The 18,076-nt window shown below is 42.5% G+C and carries 19 protein-coding genes and 1 riboswitch; of the genes, 10 read left to right on the forward strand and 9 right to left on the reverse strand.

Translation table 11 applies throughout. The annotated features are described in order from the left end of the window. Positions 1-3 precede the first annotated feature (3 nt). The gene (locus UFB30_RS10930; RefSeq protein ID WP_322421730.1) at positions 4-546 is read left to right on the forward strand and encodes a hypothetical protein; all 543 of its coding nucleotides are present in this window, start codon (positions 4-6) and stop codon (positions 544-546) included. Between the two features lie 100 nt (positions 547-646). On the opposite strand, the gene UFB30_RS10935 is transcribed toward UFB30_RS10930, so the two are convergent. From UFB30_RS10935 to UFB30_RS10945, 3 genes are all read right to left on the reverse strand, one after another. Continuing rightward, entirely contained in the window at positions 647-1,471 is an 825-nt protein-coding gene (locus tag UFB30_RS10935) for an undecaprenyl-diphosphate phosphatase (RefSeq protein ID WP_322421731.1), read from the reverse strand. Between the two features lie 236 nt (positions 1,472-1,707). Then, complete coding sequence (locus tag UFB30_RS10940) at positions 1,708-1,899, reverse strand: hypothetical protein (protein ID WP_322421732.1); 192 nt, start codon at positions 1,897-1,899, stop codon at positions 1,708-1,710. Then, complete coding sequence (locus UFB30_RS10945) at positions 1,896-2,420, reverse strand: DinB family protein (RefSeq protein ID WP_322421733.1); 525 nt, start codon at positions 2,418-2,420, stop codon at positions 1,896-1,898. Before UFB30_RS10945 ends, UFB30_RS10940 begins: the two co-directional genes overlap by 4 nt. A gap of 452 nt (positions 2,421-2,872) precedes the next feature. Between UFB30_RS10945 and UFB30_RS10950 the strand changes: the two genes are divergently transcribed. Further along, positions 2,873-3,769 carry a macrolide 2'-phosphotransferase gene (locus UFB30_RS10950; protein WP_322421734.1) on the forward strand — a complete coding sequence of 299 codons (897 nt, stop codon included), beginning with the start codon at positions 2,873-2,875 and terminating at the stop codon, positions 3,767-3,769. A gap of 217 nt (positions 3,770-3,986) precedes the next feature. After that, entirely contained in the window at positions 3,987-5,984 is a 1,998-nt protein-coding gene (locus UFB30_RS10955; RefSeq protein ID WP_322421735.1) for a penicillin-binding transpeptidase domain-containing protein, read from the forward strand. 128 nt (positions 5,985-6,112) lie between these two features. Here the strand turns inward: UFB30_RS10955 and UFB30_RS10960 are convergent, their stop codons facing one another. From UFB30_RS10960 to UFB30_RS10970, 3 genes are all read right to left on the reverse strand, one after another. Beyond that, positions 6,113-6,487, reverse strand: coding sequence for a hypothetical protein (locus UFB30_RS10960; protein WP_322421736.1), 375 nt, complete (start codon positions 6,485-6,487; stop codon positions 6,113-6,115). A gap of 113 nt (positions 6,488-6,600) precedes the next feature. After that, positions 6,601-6,960: a C40 family peptidase gene (locus UFB30_RS10965; protein ID WP_322421737.1), complete on the reverse strand. Its 360-nt coding sequence runs from the start codon at positions 6,958-6,960 to the stop codon at positions 6,601-6,603. Positions 6,961-7,062: 102 nt separating this feature from the next. Beyond that, on the reverse strand, positions 7,063-7,410 hold the full coding sequence (locus UFB30_RS10970) for a LysM peptidoglycan-binding domain-containing protein (RefSeq protein ID WP_322421738.1): 348 nt from the start codon (positions 7,408-7,410) through the stop codon (positions 7,063-7,065). Positions 7,411-7,600: 190 nt separating this feature from the next. Between UFB30_RS10970 and UFB30_RS10975 the strand changes: the two genes are divergently transcribed. After that, positions 7,601-7,735 (forward strand): hypothetical protein, encoded by a 135-nt coding sequence (locus tag UFB30_RS10975; RefSeq protein ID WP_322421739.1) that lies wholly within the window; start codon positions 7,601-7,603, stop codon positions 7,733-7,735. Positions 7,736-8,072: 337 nt separating this feature from the next. On the opposite strand, the gene UFB30_RS10980 is transcribed toward UFB30_RS10975, so the two are convergent. From UFB30_RS10980 to UFB30_RS10990, 3 genes are all read right to left on the reverse strand, one after another. Further along, positions 8,073-9,590: a HAMP domain-containing sensor histidine kinase gene (locus tag UFB30_RS10980; protein ID WP_322421740.1), complete on the reverse strand. Its 1,518-nt coding sequence runs from the start codon at positions 9,588-9,590 to the stop codon at positions 8,073-8,075. Continuing rightward, positions 9,568-10,260, reverse strand: coding sequence for a response regulator transcription factor (locus tag UFB30_RS10985; RefSeq protein WP_322421741.1), 693 nt, complete (start codon positions 10,258-10,260; stop codon positions 9,568-9,570). The genes UFB30_RS10980 and UFB30_RS10985 overlap by 23 nt, the downstream gene beginning before the upstream one ends. 475 nt (positions 10,261-10,735) lie before the next feature. Next, positions 10,736-12,286: a metal ABC transporter solute-binding protein, Zn/Mn family gene (locus UFB30_RS10990; RefSeq protein WP_322421742.1), complete on the reverse strand. Its 1,551-nt coding sequence runs from the start codon at positions 12,284-12,286 to the stop codon at positions 10,736-10,738. Between the two features lie 193 nt (positions 12,287-12,479). Here UFB30_RS10990 and UFB30_RS10995 point away from each other — a divergent pair, with 193 nt between their 5' ends. From UFB30_RS10995 to UFB30_RS11020, 6 genes are all read left to right on the forward strand, one after another. Then, positions 12,480-12,689 carry a helix-turn-helix transcriptional regulator gene (locus tag UFB30_RS10995; protein WP_322421743.1) on the forward strand — a complete coding sequence of 70 codons (210 nt, stop codon included), beginning with the start codon at positions 12,480-12,482 and terminating at the stop codon, positions 12,687-12,689. Next, positions 12,689-13,078: a hypothetical protein gene (locus UFB30_RS11000; protein ID WP_322421744.1), complete on the forward strand. Its 390-nt coding sequence runs from the start codon at positions 12,689-12,691 to the stop codon at positions 13,076-13,078. The genes UFB30_RS10995 and UFB30_RS11000 overlap by 1 nt, the downstream gene beginning before the upstream one ends. Positions 13,079-13,194: 116 nt before the next feature. Next, positions 13,195-13,299: riboswitch (SAM riboswitch) on the forward strand. Positions 13,300-13,409: 110 nt separating this feature from the next. Further along, on the forward strand, positions 13,410-14,615 hold the full coding sequence (locus tag UFB30_RS11005; RefSeq protein ID WP_322421745.1) for a M20 metallopeptidase family protein: 1,206 nt from the start codon (positions 13,410-13,412) through the stop codon (positions 14,613-14,615). Continuing rightward, positions 14,612-16,201 carry an ABC transporter substrate-binding protein gene (locus UFB30_RS11010; protein ID WP_322421746.1) on the forward strand — a complete coding sequence of 530 codons (1,590 nt, stop codon included), beginning with the start codon at positions 14,612-14,614 and terminating at the stop codon, positions 16,199-16,201. Before UFB30_RS11005 ends, UFB30_RS11010 begins: the two co-directional genes overlap by 4 nt. Positions 16,202-16,270: 69 nt before the next feature. Next, positions 16,271-17,215: an ABC transporter permease gene (locus UFB30_RS11015; protein ID WP_322421747.1), complete on the forward strand. Its 945-nt coding sequence runs from the start codon at positions 16,271-16,273 to the stop codon at positions 17,213-17,215. 20 nt (positions 17,216-17,235) lie between these two features. Then, positions 17,236-18,069 (forward strand): ABC transporter permease, encoded by an 834-nt coding sequence (locus UFB30_RS11020; protein WP_322421748.1) that lies wholly within the window; start codon positions 17,236-17,238, stop codon positions 18,067-18,069. Positions 18,070-18,076: the final 7 nt, after the last annotated feature.

Consider the following 18,076-nt stretch of genomic DNA (forward strand, 5'->3'; position numbering starts at 1 on the left):
TCGTTGAAAAATAAAAAGAATCTGATCAGATTGGTTGTTTCATTATTTTTGATATTGTCTATTACTCTGAATATATTTCTCTTCCGGCAGAATCTTGCTTTTCAGGCGCAGCAGGGATCTTATTATATCCGAACAGTAAATAATTCCTTGTTTGATCTGGAAACTTCCCCTGATGATTGGGTCAGTGAATCGGCAGAAGGATCTTTCCCTCATGCCTTTTCACTCCATCAGGGGAAGTTACAGTCGCAGTCCGTTGATTATGATTTTATGAATGGAAAAGTCAGCGTGATTGGTAATCAATTCACGGTTTTATCCAGACAATATGCACAGCTTGAGAAACAGGTAAGCGAAGACGGGAGTATTTCTGCAGAAACACTGAATGAATGCATAGCGAACTATGAATTTCTGAGAGAGGCGCTTATGCTGATTGATGACAGCCTTGATGAAGAACCGGTCAGCTGGTATCAGGAGTTATCGGATCCGGGTTCAGCATTGTCTGAGGATATATGGTCACTATATAAGGATTACGAGGAGCGGCTGAAATAATCAGCTGTTTGTTTTCAAATAAAAACTGGTACCCGGAAGAAAGCAGCTGTTCTTTGGGGTACCAGTTTTTTGTATGAACATGCTGAATCCATATTACAGCTTAAGTAAAATAAAGCACATAAATCACACCGGCCAGCACGATCCGGTAAATCGCAAATGGGATCAGGCGAATCCGGTTGATCAGCTTCAGAAAGAATTTGATCGAAATCAATGCAAAGATAAAGGCGCTCACAAAGCCTACTGTGAAAAATGGCAGCATCTCCACTGTGAAGTATTCCCATTTACTTAATAATGAGATGGCGCTTGCTCCCATCATGATGGGCACTGCCATAATAAAAGTGAAGTCGGCTGCAGCCCTGTGGCTGAGACCAAGCAGGACGCCTCCAGAAATGGTTGAGCCTGAGCGTGAAAATCCCGGCCATAAAGAAAGACACTGAATCAGACCAATAGAAAAGGCCTGTCTGTAGGATATTTGATCAACCGTTTCGATCTTCATTTTCTTTCCGCTTACCAAGTCAGCAGCAATCATCAGAAATGCCCCGATTACAAGTCCAATCAGTACCGTTTCAAGTGAAAACAGGTGTTCATCAATATAGTCCTCAAATAACAGACCAAGCACTCCGGCAGGAAGCAAACCAATAAATACATGGGATAAACGCAGTTTCTCCTGTTTCCCCCTGGTTTGCGTATTAAGTCCAATTAAATCTATGATCCGCTGACGAAACACAACAACAACTGCCAAAATCGAACCGAGCTGAATCACAACTTTAAATGTATTAGCCACTGGACTCCCCAAAAATTCAGAAGACCTCAGCCATAAGTCATCTACTACAATCATGTGCCCGGTTGATGACACCGGTGCAAATTCCGTTAATCCTTCTACCAATCCCAGCAAAAAAGCAACAAACAGCTCCCACACACTCATCCTGCGCAATCTCCTTCTCAACTTTCAATGATGTAATGAACTGGAAAAGAAAATCATACTTTATTTTTTATGAAAACGACAGGTTAGATAGACCTTATTTTTGTGAGGTTAAGTGGGGAATGGCGGTATGTTTAAAAGTGATTGGTTGATCTGGTTAGAATAGCTGGTGAGTACTTTTATAATAAAGCTTTGAGGACAGAGAGGTGGTCTGTTTTCAATGTCCTCAAATACACTTTCTAAATATCATTTTCACCTTCGAACCGGCTGAAAATCCACCTGTAAATCAAATAATAAATAATCCCAACCAGGGCAGCTGCGATCCAATACAGAATCCCCTGTACAACCCCGTCTTTCGGCATATACAGTCCATAATAATAAGAGATGATCGTGCCGGTTATAAAAATATAAAGGATCTTTAAAAACTTCATGACTCTTTTTTATGTAAAAGCATTTTTTTAATTACCCTGATCTGTCCGCGATGGTTGACCTCATCTTCCATCACGTGATACCAAAACCAGTATTTATTATGGGCCACGCCATTGTCCCATTTGCCTTCCTCGAACAGCCATTCTTCATTCTTTGAGCTTAAAATTGATAGTGTTTTTTCTCTGGTTGCATTTAAGAGATTTAAGTAATAATCAAGCGGCTGGTTCCGGATCTCATGAGATGCTTCAGGACCGAGAAACAGGGCAGTCTTCCATTCGGAAAATTCTTTTTCATTCAAGTCTCTGTCTTCATGCGTGATCAGCTGATGAACAAATTCGACAGAGGCGATATGCTTCAGCAGTGCCCCAATTGAATTCGCTCCTTCATATGCAATGAAATCCAGATCTGACTGGCTCAGACCCTTTATATCACTGAGTAAAACATCCCTTGAATAATCCAACATTGAAACCAGCTCACCAATTTTACCTTCAAAACCATCTCTTTGTTTAATTCGGCAATCCATATAAAGCCTCCCTTAAAAAGTAGCGTCTACACCATCCTATCAGTAAATAAATGGAGAACAAGACTGAAATCAGAAGACAATTCGTGTTATCATTTAATCAGACATACTAGTAGAATCCGTGACAGGATTAATCAATTGATGTATAGTGAATTTACTATAAAAGAGGAGGGTTGTTAAAAATGTATTCAGTGAGACTACGCCAGCAAACTTTGAACAATTAGTAATTTCATATGTTCAAAGGCTCTGTTTTCATTAACGGAGTAAACGGGAGAAGTCTGCACATTTTTAATAATCTTCAACGGATCAGTTTTTTGACGATGAAGAAAGGCAGATGAGATCTGTCTTTCTTTTTGTATTTAAAGGGAGACGTTTTTTGTTGTACGCCCGTTTACCCAGAACCCCGCAGAGCGATCTGCGGGGTTTTTAAAAACATAAAATTGGAGGTTTATAAAATGAAACACGAAGAGATTATACAATTAGCAAAACAAGAGGGACTCCTTTTTACTGAAGAGAGGTTAAAAATAAATGAATCCGGAGTAGATTTCCAGGTGGCGCATGCGACAGACCTGAACGGAGAAAAGTGGATTCTGCGCATTCCGCGTCAAAAGGAGTCGATGAGACATGCGGCTGTTGAGAAACACGCTCTCGATATTCTGAATGAAAACGTCTCTTTTCAGGTGCCACGCTGGTCAGTATTTACAGAACACCTGATTGCCTATAAGCAGCTTGACGGTGTTCCGGCTGCAACGATTGATATGGAGCAGCAGGCATATGTGTGGGAGCTGGATGAGCAGAACCCGCCTGATGTATTTTACCGCTCGATGGGTAAAGCGATGGTGGAGCTGCATACTTTAAAGGTTGATCTACTCAAAAATGCGGGTATCACAATCATTGAAGGTAAAGACATGAGGACTGCAATGAAGAAGAGAATGAATCATATCAAAGAACACTTTGATATCCATCCCGCGCTATGGGAGCGCTGGGAAAACTGGCTGGCAAATGAGCAGATCTGGCCGGCACATGCAGGAGTCAGACATGGTGATTTGCACCCGGGTCATATTCTGATTAATGAACAAAGTGCCGTGACAGGATTCATTGACTGGACAGAAGTGAGCGTGGGTGATGTATCATTCGATTTCACAGCGCACCTGCAGATTTTCGGGAAAGAGGGACTTCGAAAGCTGATTGACTCCTACGAGGCTGCGGGTGGACGTACCTGGCCAGGAATGGCTGAACATATTGAAGAGGTGCAGGCGGCTGGTCCAATTGTGGTTGCTGAATATGCTTTAGTATCCGGGTTGGAAGAGATGCATGAGATGGCAGTGCAGATGTTAGGGGCAGAGGAATAAAACCATGAATAGTTCAAAGGGACCCTGGTTTTTGAGCGGTCCCTTTGAATTTTTATCAAAAATATTGAATCGTAAAGTAGAATTGTGTCGTCAATAGGGAAGAATACTAATAGATGACGATGGTCGTGCATGCTTTTATGCAATCATTCGAAAAAATGATCATATTTTGGGAATGTTTGTTACCATATACATAACTAATCAACTTTGGGGGTCTTTGATGAAAACAAAACTGGCAGGGTTATTGTTCGTGCTGGCGGCTGTCTTTTTAGCAGGTTGCAGCGATGAACCAGTCACACCGGAAGAACGGTTAAGTGAATACGTCTCACATTGGAATGAAGAAGGTTTTGATGTGATGTTTGAAGAGTACTCAACAACAGAATCGAAGGACACATTTACAGAAGAGCAAATGGTCGATTACTGGACTAAAGTGTATGGTGATATCGAAATGTCTAATCTGGAGGTAACAATGGCTGAGGTTCCTGAGGATAAGGAATGGCCTGAGGAAGAGCCTGCTGAGATTGGCATTAACGTCGCTTTTGATACATTTGCAGGACCGGTTTCCTACAGCAAAAACGTGACGCTGATTAATGAGGAACGTGAGGAAGAGACGAACTGGTACGTTGATTGGGAACGTTCTTTTATTCTTCCTGATCTTGAGCCGGAGGATGCTATCATGATTTCTTCTATCCCCGGCGTTCGCGGAGAACTGTATGACCGAAATGGTAATCCGTTAGCGATCAATGGGGAAGGCTATCAGGTAGGTGTCGTCCCCGGGGAATTGACAGATGAAGCAAAAAGCACGCTAGCTGAAGAACTGTCTATCACGGTTGAGTCCATTGACAATGCATTATCACAATCATGGGTTGAGGACGAATTATTTGTACCGATTCAAAAGGTATCAGGAAATCAACAGGAGCTTGTCACGTCTATTACATCTCTCCCTGGTATCTATTCACAGTCAGTTGAAATGAGGGAGTATCCTTATGGAGAAGCGGTGTCCCATCTGACAGGCTACATTACACCCATTACTGCTGAGCAATTAGAGGAGCTTGAGGGTGAAGGCTACACGTCCACTGATATGATCGGCAGAAGAGGACTTGAACAGTTACTGGAAGATCGTCTGCGTGCAACATCAGGAGGCGTCATTGGGATCGAAAAAGAAGCGGAAACAGTCACAGTGACTGAGATGGCACCACAGGACGGCGAAACGATCACCTTAACCATTGATGCTGAACTTCAAAAAACTGCTTATGAGTCAATGAAAGGTCAGCCGGGCACAGCTGCTGCAGTGGATCCAGGTACTGGAGAGACGCTTGTACTGGCAAGTTCACCAGGTTTTGATCCGGCAGAATTAGCGCTGGGTGTGAGCAGTGAACGACTGACAGAGCTGCAGGAGGACCCGAATCAGCCTTTACTGAACAGGTTTTCAGCTGCTTTTGCGCCGGGATCAACGCAAAAAACCATTACAGCTGCCATTGGATTAAAAGCCGGAACGCTGGACCCGAATAAAGGAATCACGATTGAAGACGGGCTGACCTGGCAAAAAGAAGGCTGGGGTGATTTCCGGGTAACACGCGTATATGAAACAGAAAATCCTGTTGACCTGAACAAAGGTCTCGTTTACTCTGACAATATTTATTTTGCTCAGATCGCACTTGAGATGGGTAAGGAAACTTTAATTGAAGGTCTGAAGTCATTCGGTTATGAAGAAGAACTGCCATTTGCTTATCCAATGACCGTTTCCCAGGTTTCCAATGACGGAACAATCGGTTCAGAAGGACAGCTTGCAGATACTTCATACGGTCAGGGAGAAATGCTCACAAATATTCTGCACCTGGCTTCCATGTATGAAGTCGTATTAACAAACGGCACAATCATGAAACCTCTGCTGCTTGAGGAGGAAGAGCCTGAAGTCTGGAAAGAAGGCATTCTTTCCGAAGAAGACGCGGCACTTTTGAGAACTGATTTACGTGAAGTTGTTACTGAAGGCTTTGCACAGCCTGCAAATGTCGATGAGATCAACATCGCAGGAAAAACGGGCACAGCTGAACTGAAGCTTGCGGGTGAGGAGTCAGGAAAAGAAAATGGCTTCTTTGTCGCATATGATCAGGATAATCCAAGGTTTGTCCTTGCAATGATGATTGAAGGCGTCGAAGACAAAGGAGGCAGCACATACGTTTCCGAGCTTGCAACTGAGGTATTTTTGAATCAATAAGTCAAACGTTGAGACGCAATTTATTGCGTCTCTTTTTTGTGGTGAAATGTAGACCCGGGACAGACCCGGGTCTACACTATGAAACTTTGGAGCAAATAAAAAACACGGAGGCTAACCCCGTGTTAAAGTCAATTCTCTTCAACGATTTGTTCTTCAGCTGCCTGATATTCACCAGTATCTCCTATGTAAATGGGACCGTTAGCATGATCAATTCTGATTGGCCACTCATAAGGTACCTGTAAACGTCTTCCGATCTGTCTCCAGAAATCAGTTGAATCCTTTTCAAAGTCCTGAAAATCCTTTAATAGTTCTTTATAAGAGGAACCATCGAACTGAATATTCATATCCTGAAGCCGCATAAATGCAACATGCCGGATTTCAAGGTTTGCAGCCTGTTCCATTTCCTCTTCAGTTGCCTCACCGATAATTGTCCCCGGAGGCGGCATCATTTCATACACGTTATCAAATTCAATTACTTCTTCATCATCATGATGATTTGACATGTATAACACTCCTTACCTGTTAAATTATTCTAAATATATCACGGTTTTTGCGAAAAGATATGAATCTTAAGACCTGTAAATTGTGAAAAGGTAGACCCGGGATGGACCCTGCTCTACCTTTCCACATCGCCAAATCGTCTAAATCCTTCAAGCTTCGATTGCCAATATGAGTTTGTTAAACTTGTGATTTGTACACCATCGCCATCGTTAGCATGGATAAACTGGTCGTTACCAATATAGATTCCTACATGGGATATACCAGTTTTATAGGTATTTTCAAAGAAAACTAAATCTCCTGCTTGTGGAGGGTTTACGTAATAGGAACGTGCATGCTGATCCTCTGCATTCGTACGACTAATCTCCAAGCCGGTTTCCCTGAATACATAATAGACAAAACCGCTGCAATCAAACCCATCAGGTGTGGACCCGCCCCATACGTAAGGGACCCCAAGCTGTTTCATAGCAATATCCATAATGGTTTCCACCAAAGAAACACTGGTTTCCGTTGGAGTTGAAGTAATCGCTTCATCTGAGACAGTTAATTTTTGTCCCGGGACGATTAGATTCCCGGAAAGTTAATTAAGTTCCCTCAGTTTATCTACTGTCGTACTCTGATTTCTGGCAATAGATGCTAAAGTATCACCGGATGCTACAGTATAGATCCTACTCTCAGTGTCTGTTGTAAGCACAGCTTCCTCTGAAACTGCAGGGATCTTTAGTACTTGATTCGTTATAATTTCATTTGAGGAAAGCTGATTCAGAGTCTTGAGTTTAGCTACACTCGTCTGATGCTCAGTAGCAATTCGCCATAATGTATCCCCTGACTGGACTTGATAATGATCAATATTCTCTTCCGCTTCAGCCACAATCCCTGTAAAAGAGAAAATAATTGCAAGTGTCATAACCGCTGCTGCAATCTTCATCGTAACGCCTCCAATTGGTTAATAGATGATTTGTAAGAGTAGTATAACCAGATTTTAGATATTTTAACTGCGAGTGTAGAAGCGGAAGAAGAGGCAGCTAACCTTCAGCTCTCTTGAAACTTTCATTCATCTGAATCGTAGAGATTTATAAAGACATTAGAGATGAATACATACCAAAGGAGAAGGTCTCATGTACTTACTTGCGCTCATTGCGATCATCATCATTCTGTTCATCAGTTCGATTACAGTTGAAAAATACTTAAAAGAGCATTCGCGTCAAAATGAAGAGATTATCCGGATTTTAAATGAAATAAAAGGTAGATGACAATAGATTTAGGTGTCATTATTCTCAAACAGTATTGAGATTTTCTACCGGACAGGTTTTATGGGCAGTGTGAAGATTTCGCCGGAAGAGATTTGGACAAAAGGTAAAAAATGAGTTTCTAACAACTCTGATGATTGAGATAAAGCTTAGTTTAGTGGAGCGTAAGACGGCGACTCCGGGATGAATAGAGGGAAGCTGAGACCCCGCAGCCAAAGGCGAGGAGGCTTAGCGACCTCCGTCCGGAAAGCGTCCGCCTGAAGCGCAGCCAAACGATTTTAAAGAGCTGAGACATTTTTATGTCCCAGCTCTTTCTTAAATGATCTTTATCTATTTGAAATTAAGCAGCCAGCCGGATCGTCACTTTAAACAAATCCCCATCTGCATCAAGATCAAATTCACCGTCATGAAGGTCAATAATTGATTTTGCAATGGCAAGACCGAGCCCTGAACCTTCTGTATGGCGGGAGTCGTCACCTCGTTTAAACCTTTCAAACAGTTCATCAATATTGCCATTTAACTCATAGGCAGAAACATTCTTAAATGTAATGACATTCATGCCATCTGCAGGTTCCAATTGTATATAAACCCTTGTGTTCGGCAGTGAATACTTCATCATATTGCTGATTAAATTATCAAACACCCGCCAGATTTTCTGCCCATCCACATGTGCTGTCAGCGGAAGATCCGGCTTGGATACACGTAATTGGAGCGTACTTTCCTCGATCGCTTCGCTGTGTTCAGCAAGAGACTGCTCAAGCAGCTGATTCAGGTCGACCCGTGTTTTGGCTAGTTCAATACTGCCGCTTGCCATTTTTGAAGCTTCAAATAAATCCTCAATCAGCATTTTCAGCCGCTTTGATTTCTGATCAATTACATTCACGTACTGATTGCGTTCCTCATCAGTCAGCATCTGATCCTTTAGCAACTGCGTATACGTCATGATAGAGGTGAGCGGGGTACGCAGATCATGGCTGACGTTTGTGATCAGTTCAGTCTTCAGACGCTCGCTTTTTGCCTGCTCTCTTTTGGACACATTCACGTCCCGCTTGAGCTGATTAATATGGGCAGCATGCTGTGCAAGTGCAGAATTGCCACGGACCCTTACATCATCAGTCACTCTGCCTTCAGAAATTGCAGCGGTAGCAGAGGCAATTTTATTGAAGTCTCCGGTCCGTTTTAAAATGACAATGAGAAGAATGAATCCGATTACCAGCACAGGAAACAGTACAATGGGTAAGATGTATATATTCAGTCCGACCCCGACAATCGCTGCAACTGTAGCACCACCCGAAAAAAACAAATAGCCTGACATCAATAAAATCTGTGTACCGGTGCGTTTGTTCAAAAATGATTCTTTCAGGGCCTGGTAGCTGCGGTACAGAAGTGTGCGGTGCCAATCAGCTATTAAATCTGATGAGTATTTTATCCGTCTGAACAGATAAGTGATCTGGATCATTGTAAAACCAGTGATCAAAAGACCGAAAAGAGAATAAGTAACAAAATAATAAGCAATATCACCGATGTATTCTGAATATAGAAATGATGGATTTTCTAATTGCTCTATTACTGAAAAAATTGAAATCAGTAATATGAAGGCAGCCAGATCCAGAGGCAATCGATTATATTGTTTTTGCCATTTCTCAGGGGCCAGCTGATTAGCAAAATAAATATTTCTCTGCCATACATAAAGTGTCAGAAGTGATGTCAGACAGCCGCCGAAGTAGATCCAGTAATAATAAGGCTGTTCTGTAAAATAATATAAACGGTTCCATGCGTGAAAAATGCCTCCAACTCCATAAGATAGAAGCAATAGCCAGATCAGCAGCAGTGATTTATTTTTCAATTTTATATCCAATGCCCCACACCACCTTTAAATATCTCGGATTTTTAGGATTAATTTCAATTTTTTCACGGATTTTTCTGATATGTACGGCGACTGTATTTTCCGCATTAAAAGAAGGCTCTTTCCATACTTTTTCATAGATTTCATCAATCGAGAAGACACGTCCCGCGTGAATCATCAGTAATGATAAAATTTTTAATTCAATCGGCGTCAGCCTTACTGATTCACCGTCCACCGTAACCTGCTTAGCCTGTTGATCGAGGACAAGCCCGTTCACTCTGACAATATCTGTATCATCCTCGAACTGTCCGAACGTTACGTATCTTCTAAGCTGGGATTTTACCCGTGCGATCAGTTCAAGCGGATTGAACGGCTTCGTCACATAATCATCTGCCCCAATTTGCAGACCGAGAATTTTATCTGTATCCTCGCTTTTTGCACTCAGCATAATAATCGGTATATTGCGCTGTTCTCTTATTTTAAATGTTGCAGTGATACCATCCATTTGCGGCATCATAATATCAAGCAGGATCAGATGAATGTCATGCTCACTGAGTGCTTCAATCGCTTCGACACCATTTTGCGCCTGCACAACCTGTAAGCCTTCATTTTTTAAATAGATTTCGATCCCGTCTCTGATTTCTTTATCATCATCAACAATTAATACTGTATGTAATGTCACCTTGCATTCCCCCTTTCCGAAGTATATCACTGCAGCCGGCTGTGACTTAAGTATAGAAAGGAAATCTTAACAAATAGTGAGTGTAAATATGAAGAATTTCTTAAGAAGTATTACAGGTGCTCTGGTTATCAGTTCGCGAAATCAGTTGAAGGCGGGAGCGATGAAAGATGATGAAGAGCTGAAGGGAATCGTTCAGGATTGAAGGAATGACAGAAGGTGTCTGAAGGAATATAAGATGCTGCTGAAGGAAATATCATGGTTTATCGTCGATCTGAAGTGAAAAATATTATAACTGAATGAATCATTTCTTCTATGAGGGAATCGAGTCAGTCATTGAGGGGGAAGTTGCCATAATTGATGGAAAAAGATCACACACCATACCTGCACGATCTCCAGGATTTCCACTGCAAAACCGAGCGCTTAAGCATTTGAATAATGCAAAAAAGACCCGGTCGTTACATCCCGGGTCTGCAGCTTAATGCGCCATCATCTCATGCGCAATCTCTTCACCATCCATATCAGAGGGGTAATACGTCGGCCAGTTCACAACTTCTTCAAGCAGCGCTTCACGGTCATCGCCCCAGTACAGGTGATAATGATGCGCATCTGTCGGTGAAATGCCATGGTCACTGAACTGGATATAAGCAGGCATTGTGCCTTCCTGTGTTTCTTCAAGCTTAAAGATATAGCGTACACCACGATTACCTGCTTCATATGTCAGGACTTCATAGCCATCATAAGTATATACGCCGGAGGACTGTTCACCGTCCTCATAAAAAGTAAACGTGTCATCCTCAATCACAATACGATTCACGCCTGTTACATAGCCTTCTGTATAATATTCTTTATATTCCTCAGCTGTTTTGTCGCCTTCTTCAGCTTTATGGGCGAATACTTCATCAAGCGTTCCGTCCTTAAGGTAAGGATAGACTGACTGCCAGTCACCTTCCCAGTCAGAAAGCGGGCGGTCCTCAATCTGGTCATCTTCAAAGTAGCCATCGTAAATCTTCTGTGCCTCTTCATCAAGCTCATGGCTGTGATCGTGGTCATGATCATGATCATGACCTTCCGGCTCCACAGCAGGTGCTGCTTCAAGTGCAATATTCAGCTGCTCAAGATTATGTCTCATCAAAGAGAAATAGTCCTCATCGTTCTCGATGTCCTCATCTGTCAAAACAGAGAGATTATGCAGCATAAGCGTTTCTGCGCCAATTTCTTCTCTGATGATTTCAGCAATCTTTGTTGTAATATTCTGCTCAAAAAAGACATGCTGTAAGCCAAACTCTTCGGCTGTTTCTACAATTGATTGCAATTCTTTTTGAGATGGTTCCTGTGTTGGACTCAGTCCTGAAACAGCAATTTGATGAACTCCATAAGCTTCTTCCCAATACCCGTAAGCGGCATGGGAAACGATGAAGTGATTGCCGGATGCAGTTTCAATTTCTGATGAGAATTCCTGGTCCAGCGCTTCAAGTTCAGCTTTTAAGGCTTCGAAGTTTTCATCAAACATTGCTTCATCTTCCGGTTTTAGTTCTGTGAGTAATTCCTTAATGTTTTCAGCCATTTCAATTGAGTGGACCGGATCCAGCCAGACGTGGGGATCATAGTCTCCGTGATCATGATCGTGTCCATCTCCATGATCATGATCATCCCCCCCTTTACTTAATTCAAGACCTTCAGTCGCTTCAGCTATAGTAACATCCTCAGACTCTACCGCATCAACAATACTGTCAGCATAACCTTCAAGACCTGCGCCGTTTAAGATAAAAGCATCCGCTTCAGCGATCTCAATCATATCCTTGGATGTGGGCTCGTATGTATGTGAATCAGAACCAGGGGGGAGGATAGAGTTGACTTTTGCTACATCACCGGCAATCCGCTCCGCAAAGAATTGTAGTGGATAAACCGTCGTATAAATTGAAAGAGCGTCAGACTCATCTGATGAACTCTCCTCATTACTATTTCCACACGCAGCGAGCACGCCAATACTTAATAAACCTAAAGGCAGTAACCATTTTTTATTCATTGTTTTCCTCCTCATTTAAAATCACAAAAAACAATATATCGTAATGATTACGATTTGTAAATAGGAATGATTCTTTTTTGCAGAAACTAAAACATTTAATTATGTAAAGATATCTTTACTTTTTAATAGTCGAACAATATACTGAATGTAAAGATGTATTTACATTTTGAAATCCGGAAGGTCGTGATCAGGGATGCCGGTCAGAAACAATATTCAAAAGATCCGGAAAGAGAGAGGGATTAAGCAGATCAGGATGGCTGAAGACTTACAGGTCACACGCCAGACATTCACAGCGATCGAAAAGAATAAATACAATCCCAGTCTGGAGCTTGCTTTAAAGATCGTGCAATATTTTGATCTTCCCATAGAGGAAGTGTTTATTTTGGAAGAGGAGGAATCATGATGAAAAAGAAAAAACTGCAGAAATGGGGATTTACACTCGCTGGTTTTGGTGGGCTTGTTGGAATGATTGTTGGAACGCTGATTTTTAATGGCGCTGATTTTTCTGCGATCTTAGGTGCATTAACTGCTTTTATCATTATTTTCATTGTTAATGTTATCTATGTAAGATCCAAAAAAGATCAGACACCTGAAGTGGATGAACGGATCATACATAATATGCGCAAATACTACGCTGTTATTGCAAATGTGTTTCTTTGCATTCTTTTTGTAGCACTGTCAGCGCTTACATTTTTGGACTATGAACAGATTTCTATTTCTTATCTGTGGATGTTTGTCATTGCTTATATGCTGATTAGTGGTGTTGGGGCAATTGTTGTTAGTAAAAAATAATATATGATTTAAATACACTGCTTAAAGATTATTTCTGACTTGAATTATCGGATTTATTCAAATTTATGGTTGACAGCCCAAATTCTGAGCTGTAAGATGGGCTTTATAATTTAATCATCTTATCGAGATTGACTGAGGGAATGGCCCGATGAAGTCAAAGCAGCGGACCGCATATTGCGGAACTGTGCTAATTCCACGTACTTAAAGTACGAAGATAAGAGTGGATCAGGAAGCTTTAATCCCTCTTCTTTTCGTGGAAGAGGGATTTTTTTATCTCTAATTCCGATTAAATTGATTGGTTAAATAAGTTTTTGGAGGGAGGCTTTATTTTATGAGTCTGAGTACATTCAGTGAGATAGAACAGGAAATCGAAAAGAACTTCCAGCAGGTTGTCTCATGGAGGCGTCACTTACATATACATCCTGAACTCAGCTTTCAGGAATCAGCTACTGCTGCATTTATAAAAGATCAGCTGATCAGTTTTGGTTATGAGCATATCTCGTCTCAGGTTGGCGGTCATGGTGTCATCGCGACTTTAAACGGATCAGAACCGGGTCCTTCCATTGCTTTAAGAGCAGACTTTGATGCCCTGGCAATGCAGGACGAAAAGGAAGTCGATTACCGCTCCCAAAATCCCGGTGTAACCCATGCGTGTGGTCATGATGGACATACGGCTGCTCTGCTCGGTACAGCAAAAACGCTGTTAAAGTACAAACAGCATTTGAAAGGAAAAGTGATTTTTATCTTTCAGCCTGCTGAAGAAGTGCCACCTGGAGGGGCGAAGGCGATGATTGAAGAAGGTGTACTTGAAGGTGTGGATTATATCTACGGGATTCATCTGGATTCATCGATTCCTGTAGGGAAGGTAGCAGTTGGATCAGGTTACAGAATGGCTGCTGTTGATAAATTTGCGATTACAGTTAAGGGAAATGGAGGCCATGGAGCAGCACCACATCACACGACAGATCCGATCGCGGTCGGCAGTGAACTTGTGAATGCTTTACAGAAAATTGTAAGCAGACAGACGAATCCGCTTGATGCAGCTGTTGTTTCAATAGGGGTCTTTCAGGCAGGTCACGCTTTTAATGTGATTCCTGATAAAGCAGTGCTGGAAGGAACCGTCAGGTCTTTTGATCCGGAAGTCAGAAAGCAGATTAAGCGGTCAATTTACCGGATCGTTGAACATATCACTGCAGGGTTTGAAGCAGGTTACGAGATTGAATACATAGATGGCTATCCGGCTCTTTATAATCACCCGGTCGAAACTGAGCAACTGTCTTCACTGTTCAACCAGCTATTTGGCAATGAGAATGTTGAGGAATTTCCCGTCAGAATGGGAGCGGAAGATTTTTCGTATTACCTTAAAGAAGTTCCCGGAAGCTTTTTCAGAGTAGGGTCAAAAGGAGACGATCCTGCCACTCATTTCAATCATCATCATCCAAAGTTTGATATTGATGAGCGTGCGCTATTGATTGCTCAAAAGGCTTATATTCAATTAATTTATTCTAATTTAGCAATACAGGGAGGAAAACAATGAAGAAATTATACTTTTTAATCATCAGCTTATTTGTACTTGCAGCTTTAGCAGGCTGCTCAGGTTCAGAAGAATCAGCGGAAACAACGGGCGCATCTGCGGATTCAGGGCCTGTTGAGGGAGGCGAGCTGAATGTGGCGATCAGTGCAGACCCTAACACGCTCGACTGGATGTATACCGGTGAAAGTGCAGCGCGTAAAATCGGCTGGCATATCTATGAGGGACTGTTTGCGCTGAATCAGGATTATGAAGCGACGCCACTTTTAGCTGACAGCTATGAAGTCAGTGAAGATGGTCAGACCTATACGATCAACCTGCGTGAGGGCTTAACATTCCATAACGGTGAAGAGGTGACCGCTGAAGATGCAGTTGCATCAGTTGAGCGCTGGCTGAAGATCTCTTCAGTTGGAAAAATTACAAATGAACATGTTGAGTCTGTTGAAAAGGTTGACGACCTTCAGCTGAAAATTAACTTAAATAAAGCCTACAGTTCTTTGCTGTCAGATCTTGCGGCACCAAAGTCAGCTGCAGTTGTCCTGCCGGCTTCCGTGGCAGAAGAAGCGGGGGAGAATCCGCTTGACCATGATCAGTTTATTGGAACCGGTCCTTTTAAGTTCGATTCATGGAAGCGCGGCGATGAGATTGTACTTGGAAAGTTTGAGGATTATGTATCGCGAGAAGATGAAACAAGTGGTTTAACAGGTGAGAAAAAGGCTTATGTGGATGAGATTCATTTTAAAATCGTGAAAGATCCCCAGGTTGTACTAAACGGACTGAAAACCGGTTTATACGATTATGGGGAAGACATTCCGCTTGATCTTCATGAAGTAATTGAAGCAACTCCTGGTATTGAAGCAGAAACAGCTGTTAACGGTTATACAATCTTAACGCCGGATAAATCTGAAGCACCTTTCGATGATATGAAGGTTCGTCAGGCGTTACATGCAGCGCTTGATAAAGAAGCGATTGCAAAAGCGACCTATGGTAACGATGCGTTTTATGATTTAGACGGTGCACTGTTTACGCCGAATCAGACAGCCCTTTACTCTGATCAGCATATTGAAAACTTCAATGGCTTTGACACTGAAAAAGCCAAGCAATTATTAGAAGAAAGCAGCTATGACGGTGAGCCGATTAAAATCATTTTTTCAAATGATCACAGTGACTATAAGAAAATTGCAGAGATCTCAGAACAGCAGCTTGAAGCAGCAGGATTTGATGTAGAGCTGGAATCATTTGAATGGGCAACTTATCTTGAAAAATGGAGTGAAGCATCTAATTGGGACCTGGTCGTGATTGGCTGGTCGCCGTTCTTTTCACCAAATCAGGCAGGTATGCTCAGTCAGGACTCTAACAGCAGCGGCTGGTATAACAGCGAAAAGTGGCAGGGGCTGATTTCTCAGTGGGCGACAGCCGAATCAGATGAAGAGAAGGAGGACATTCTTGCTGCCCTGAACCAGACGCTTTCAGAAGAGCTCCCGTTTGAAAAGGTGACGAATGTATCTAATCTGGATGCACGTTCATCTGCGTTGGAAAACTTCAGCGAATGGTATGGTCCGAGATACTGGAACACATGGAAGTCTGAGTAACATAACTGGAAAATTGTCAGTGTCACAGCTGACAATTTTCTTTCTTTATTCATAAAGGGGAGAAGATGATTGATTAAGTATACCATTCACCGATTATTATCCGTTATTCCTGTCATGCTGGTTGTCAGTGTGATTGTCTTTATGATTGTGCATTTAACACCTGGAAATCCTGCGTTTTTGATTTTAGGAGAGGATAGTTCTCCGGAAGCTGTTGCAGCACTTGAAAAGCAGCTTGGTCTTGACCAGCCCTGGTATATACAGTTTTTCAGCTGGCTTTCACAAATTGTTACTGGTGACCTTGGTACCTCTGTCTACTCCTCTCAGCCTGTTACAGCATTGATTGTTGAAAACTTTGGTCCAACATTCAGTCTCATGATGTTATCAATGCTCTTGCTATTACTGATTGCAATTCCGACAGCCATTGTGATTGTGGCCCTGCGTAAAACAGTAATGGACCCGATTTTTACGACAGTTTCACTATTTGGTGTCTCGATACCGGAATTCTGGCTGGCTATTTTACTCGTGCTCGGTTTCGGTGTGGCGATACCGGTTTTTCCTGTCGCGGGTTATATACCGATTGCAGAGGGCGTGGGAGACTGGCTGCATCATTTACTGCTTCCGGCATTTGTGCTGGCAATCGTGGAAGTCGGGATTATTGCGAGAATGCTGCGTGACAGCATGCTTGAATCTGTGAATCAGGACTATACGAAAACAGCACGTGCCAAAGGAATCAAAGAGCGCGATGTACTGATGAAACACGTGTTTACAAATGCTCTAATTCCGACTACAACGGTTTTTGGTGCAACAGTTGCAGGGCTGCTTGGAGGGACTGTGATTATCGAAACCTTATTTACAATACCAGGAATTGGACAGCTGCTGATTGATTCCATTCACCGGCGTGATTATCCGGTTGTGCAGGGAGTTGTACTGTTTATCGCCGGAATTTATGTACTGGTCAATCTGCTTGTGGATCTGCTTTATACGCTTCTGGATCCGCGCATCCGCTATGATTGACCGTTAGAGGAGGAAAAGAAGTGATACTGAAGAAAAAGACAAATCTGATTGCAGTCACAACCTTTTTCATCATTGCACTAGCAGCAGTGACTGCAAATCTCTGGCTTCCGGTGTCACCGGGCACGATTGCACCTGATCAGCGGTTGACCGGGCCCAGTGCCGTACACTGGTTCGGTACAGATGATTTTGGACGTGATGTTTTTGCGAGAACCATTGTGGCAGCAAGAGTCTCGCTTGCTGTTGGGCTCATTGTGGCAGTCACAGCTACTGTCATTGGCACGGTTATTGGGCTGGCTTCCGGTTATTTTAAAAAAGTGGATTTTATTCTAATGAGAATCATTGATGGTTTTCTTGCTTTTCCTGCCATTCTTTTGGCACTGGCACTGGTAGCTGCACTTGGTGGCAGTATGACCAACATTATCATTGCACTGACGCTCGCTTTTTTCCCGGTTATGGCGAGAGTCGTCAGATCAGCTGCTTTACAGGTGAAAAATGAAGCCTATATTGAAGCTGCGCGTACGTCAGGTGTGAGTCATCCGGTGATCATCATGCGATATATTCTCCCAAACATTCTGTCGCCGGTTATTGTACAGAGTACATTTATATTTGCAAAAGCGATTCTTGCTGAAGCAGCGCTCAGCTTTCTGGGTGTAGGGGTGAACCCATCGACTCCGACATGGGGAAATATGCTGCAGGAGGCACAGATATATCTGACGATTGCGCCATGGTACTCTATTTTTCCAGGCCTGGCTATTGTCATCACTGTTCTCGCGCTGAATTTGTTTGGTGATGGTCTGCGTGATGCGAATGATCCGCGTCAAATTAAACAGAAGCGCAAGCTTAAAGCTGCTTAAAGGAGTG

It is taken from the genome of Jeotgalibacillus haloalkalitolerans (assembly GCF_034427455.1).
Lineage (GTDB): Bacteria > Bacillota > Bacilli > Bacillales > Jeotgalibacillaceae > Jeotgalibacillus > Jeotgalibacillus haloalkalitolerans.

Coding starts and splice junctions, on each gene's coding strand:
- UFB30_RS10935 (WP_322421731.1), bottom strand. CDS start 1,471: ATGAGTGTGTGGGAGCTGTTTGTTGCTTTTTTGCTGGGATTGGTAGAA.
- UFB30_RS10940 (WP_322421732.1), bottom strand. CDS start 1,899: ATGAAGTTTTTAAAGATCCTTTATATTTTTATAACCGGCACGATCATC.
- UFB30_RS10945 (WP_322421733.1), bottom strand. CDS start 2,420: ATGGATTGCCGAATTAAACAAAGAGATGGTTTTGAAGGTAAAATTGGT.
- UFB30_RS10950 (WP_322421734.1), top strand. CDS start 2,873: ATGAAACACGAAGAGATTATACAATTAGCAAAACAAGAGGGACTCCTT.
- UFB30_RS10955 (WP_322421735.1), top strand. CDS start 3,987: ATGAAAACAAAACTGGCAGGGTTATTGTTCGTGCTGGCGGCTGTCTTT.
- UFB30_RS10960 (WP_322421736.1), bottom strand. CDS start 6,487: ATGTCAAATCATCATGATGATGAAGAAGTAATTGAATTTGATAACGTG.
- UFB30_RS10965 (WP_322421737.1), bottom strand. CDS start 6,960: ATGGATATTGCTATGAAACAGCTTGGGGTCCCTTACGTATGGGGCGGG.
- UFB30_RS10970 (WP_322421738.1), bottom strand. CDS start 7,410: ATGAAGATTGCAGCAGCGGTTATGACACTTGCAATTATTTTCTCTTTT.
- UFB30_RS10975 (WP_322421739.1), top strand. CDS start 7,601: ATGTACTTACTTGCGCTCATTGCGATCATCATCATTCTGTTCATCAGT.
- UFB30_RS10990 (WP_322421742.1), bottom strand. CDS start 12,286: ATGAATAAAAAATGGTTACTGCCTTTAGGTTTATTAAGTATTGGCGTG.
- UFB30_RS10995 (WP_322421743.1), top strand. CDS start 12,480: ATGCCGGTCAGAAACAATATTCAAAAGATCCGGAAAGAGAGAGGGATT.
- UFB30_RS11000 (WP_322421744.1), top strand. CDS start 12,689: ATGAAAAAGAAAAAACTGCAGAAATGGGGATTTACACTCGCTGGTTTT.
- UFB30_RS11005 (WP_322421745.1), top strand. CDS start 13,410: ATGAGTCTGAGTACATTCAGTGAGATAGAACAGGAAATCGAAAAGAAC.
- UFB30_RS11010 (WP_322421746.1), top strand. CDS start 14,612: ATGAAGAAATTATACTTTTTAATCATCAGCTTATTTGTACTTGCAGCT.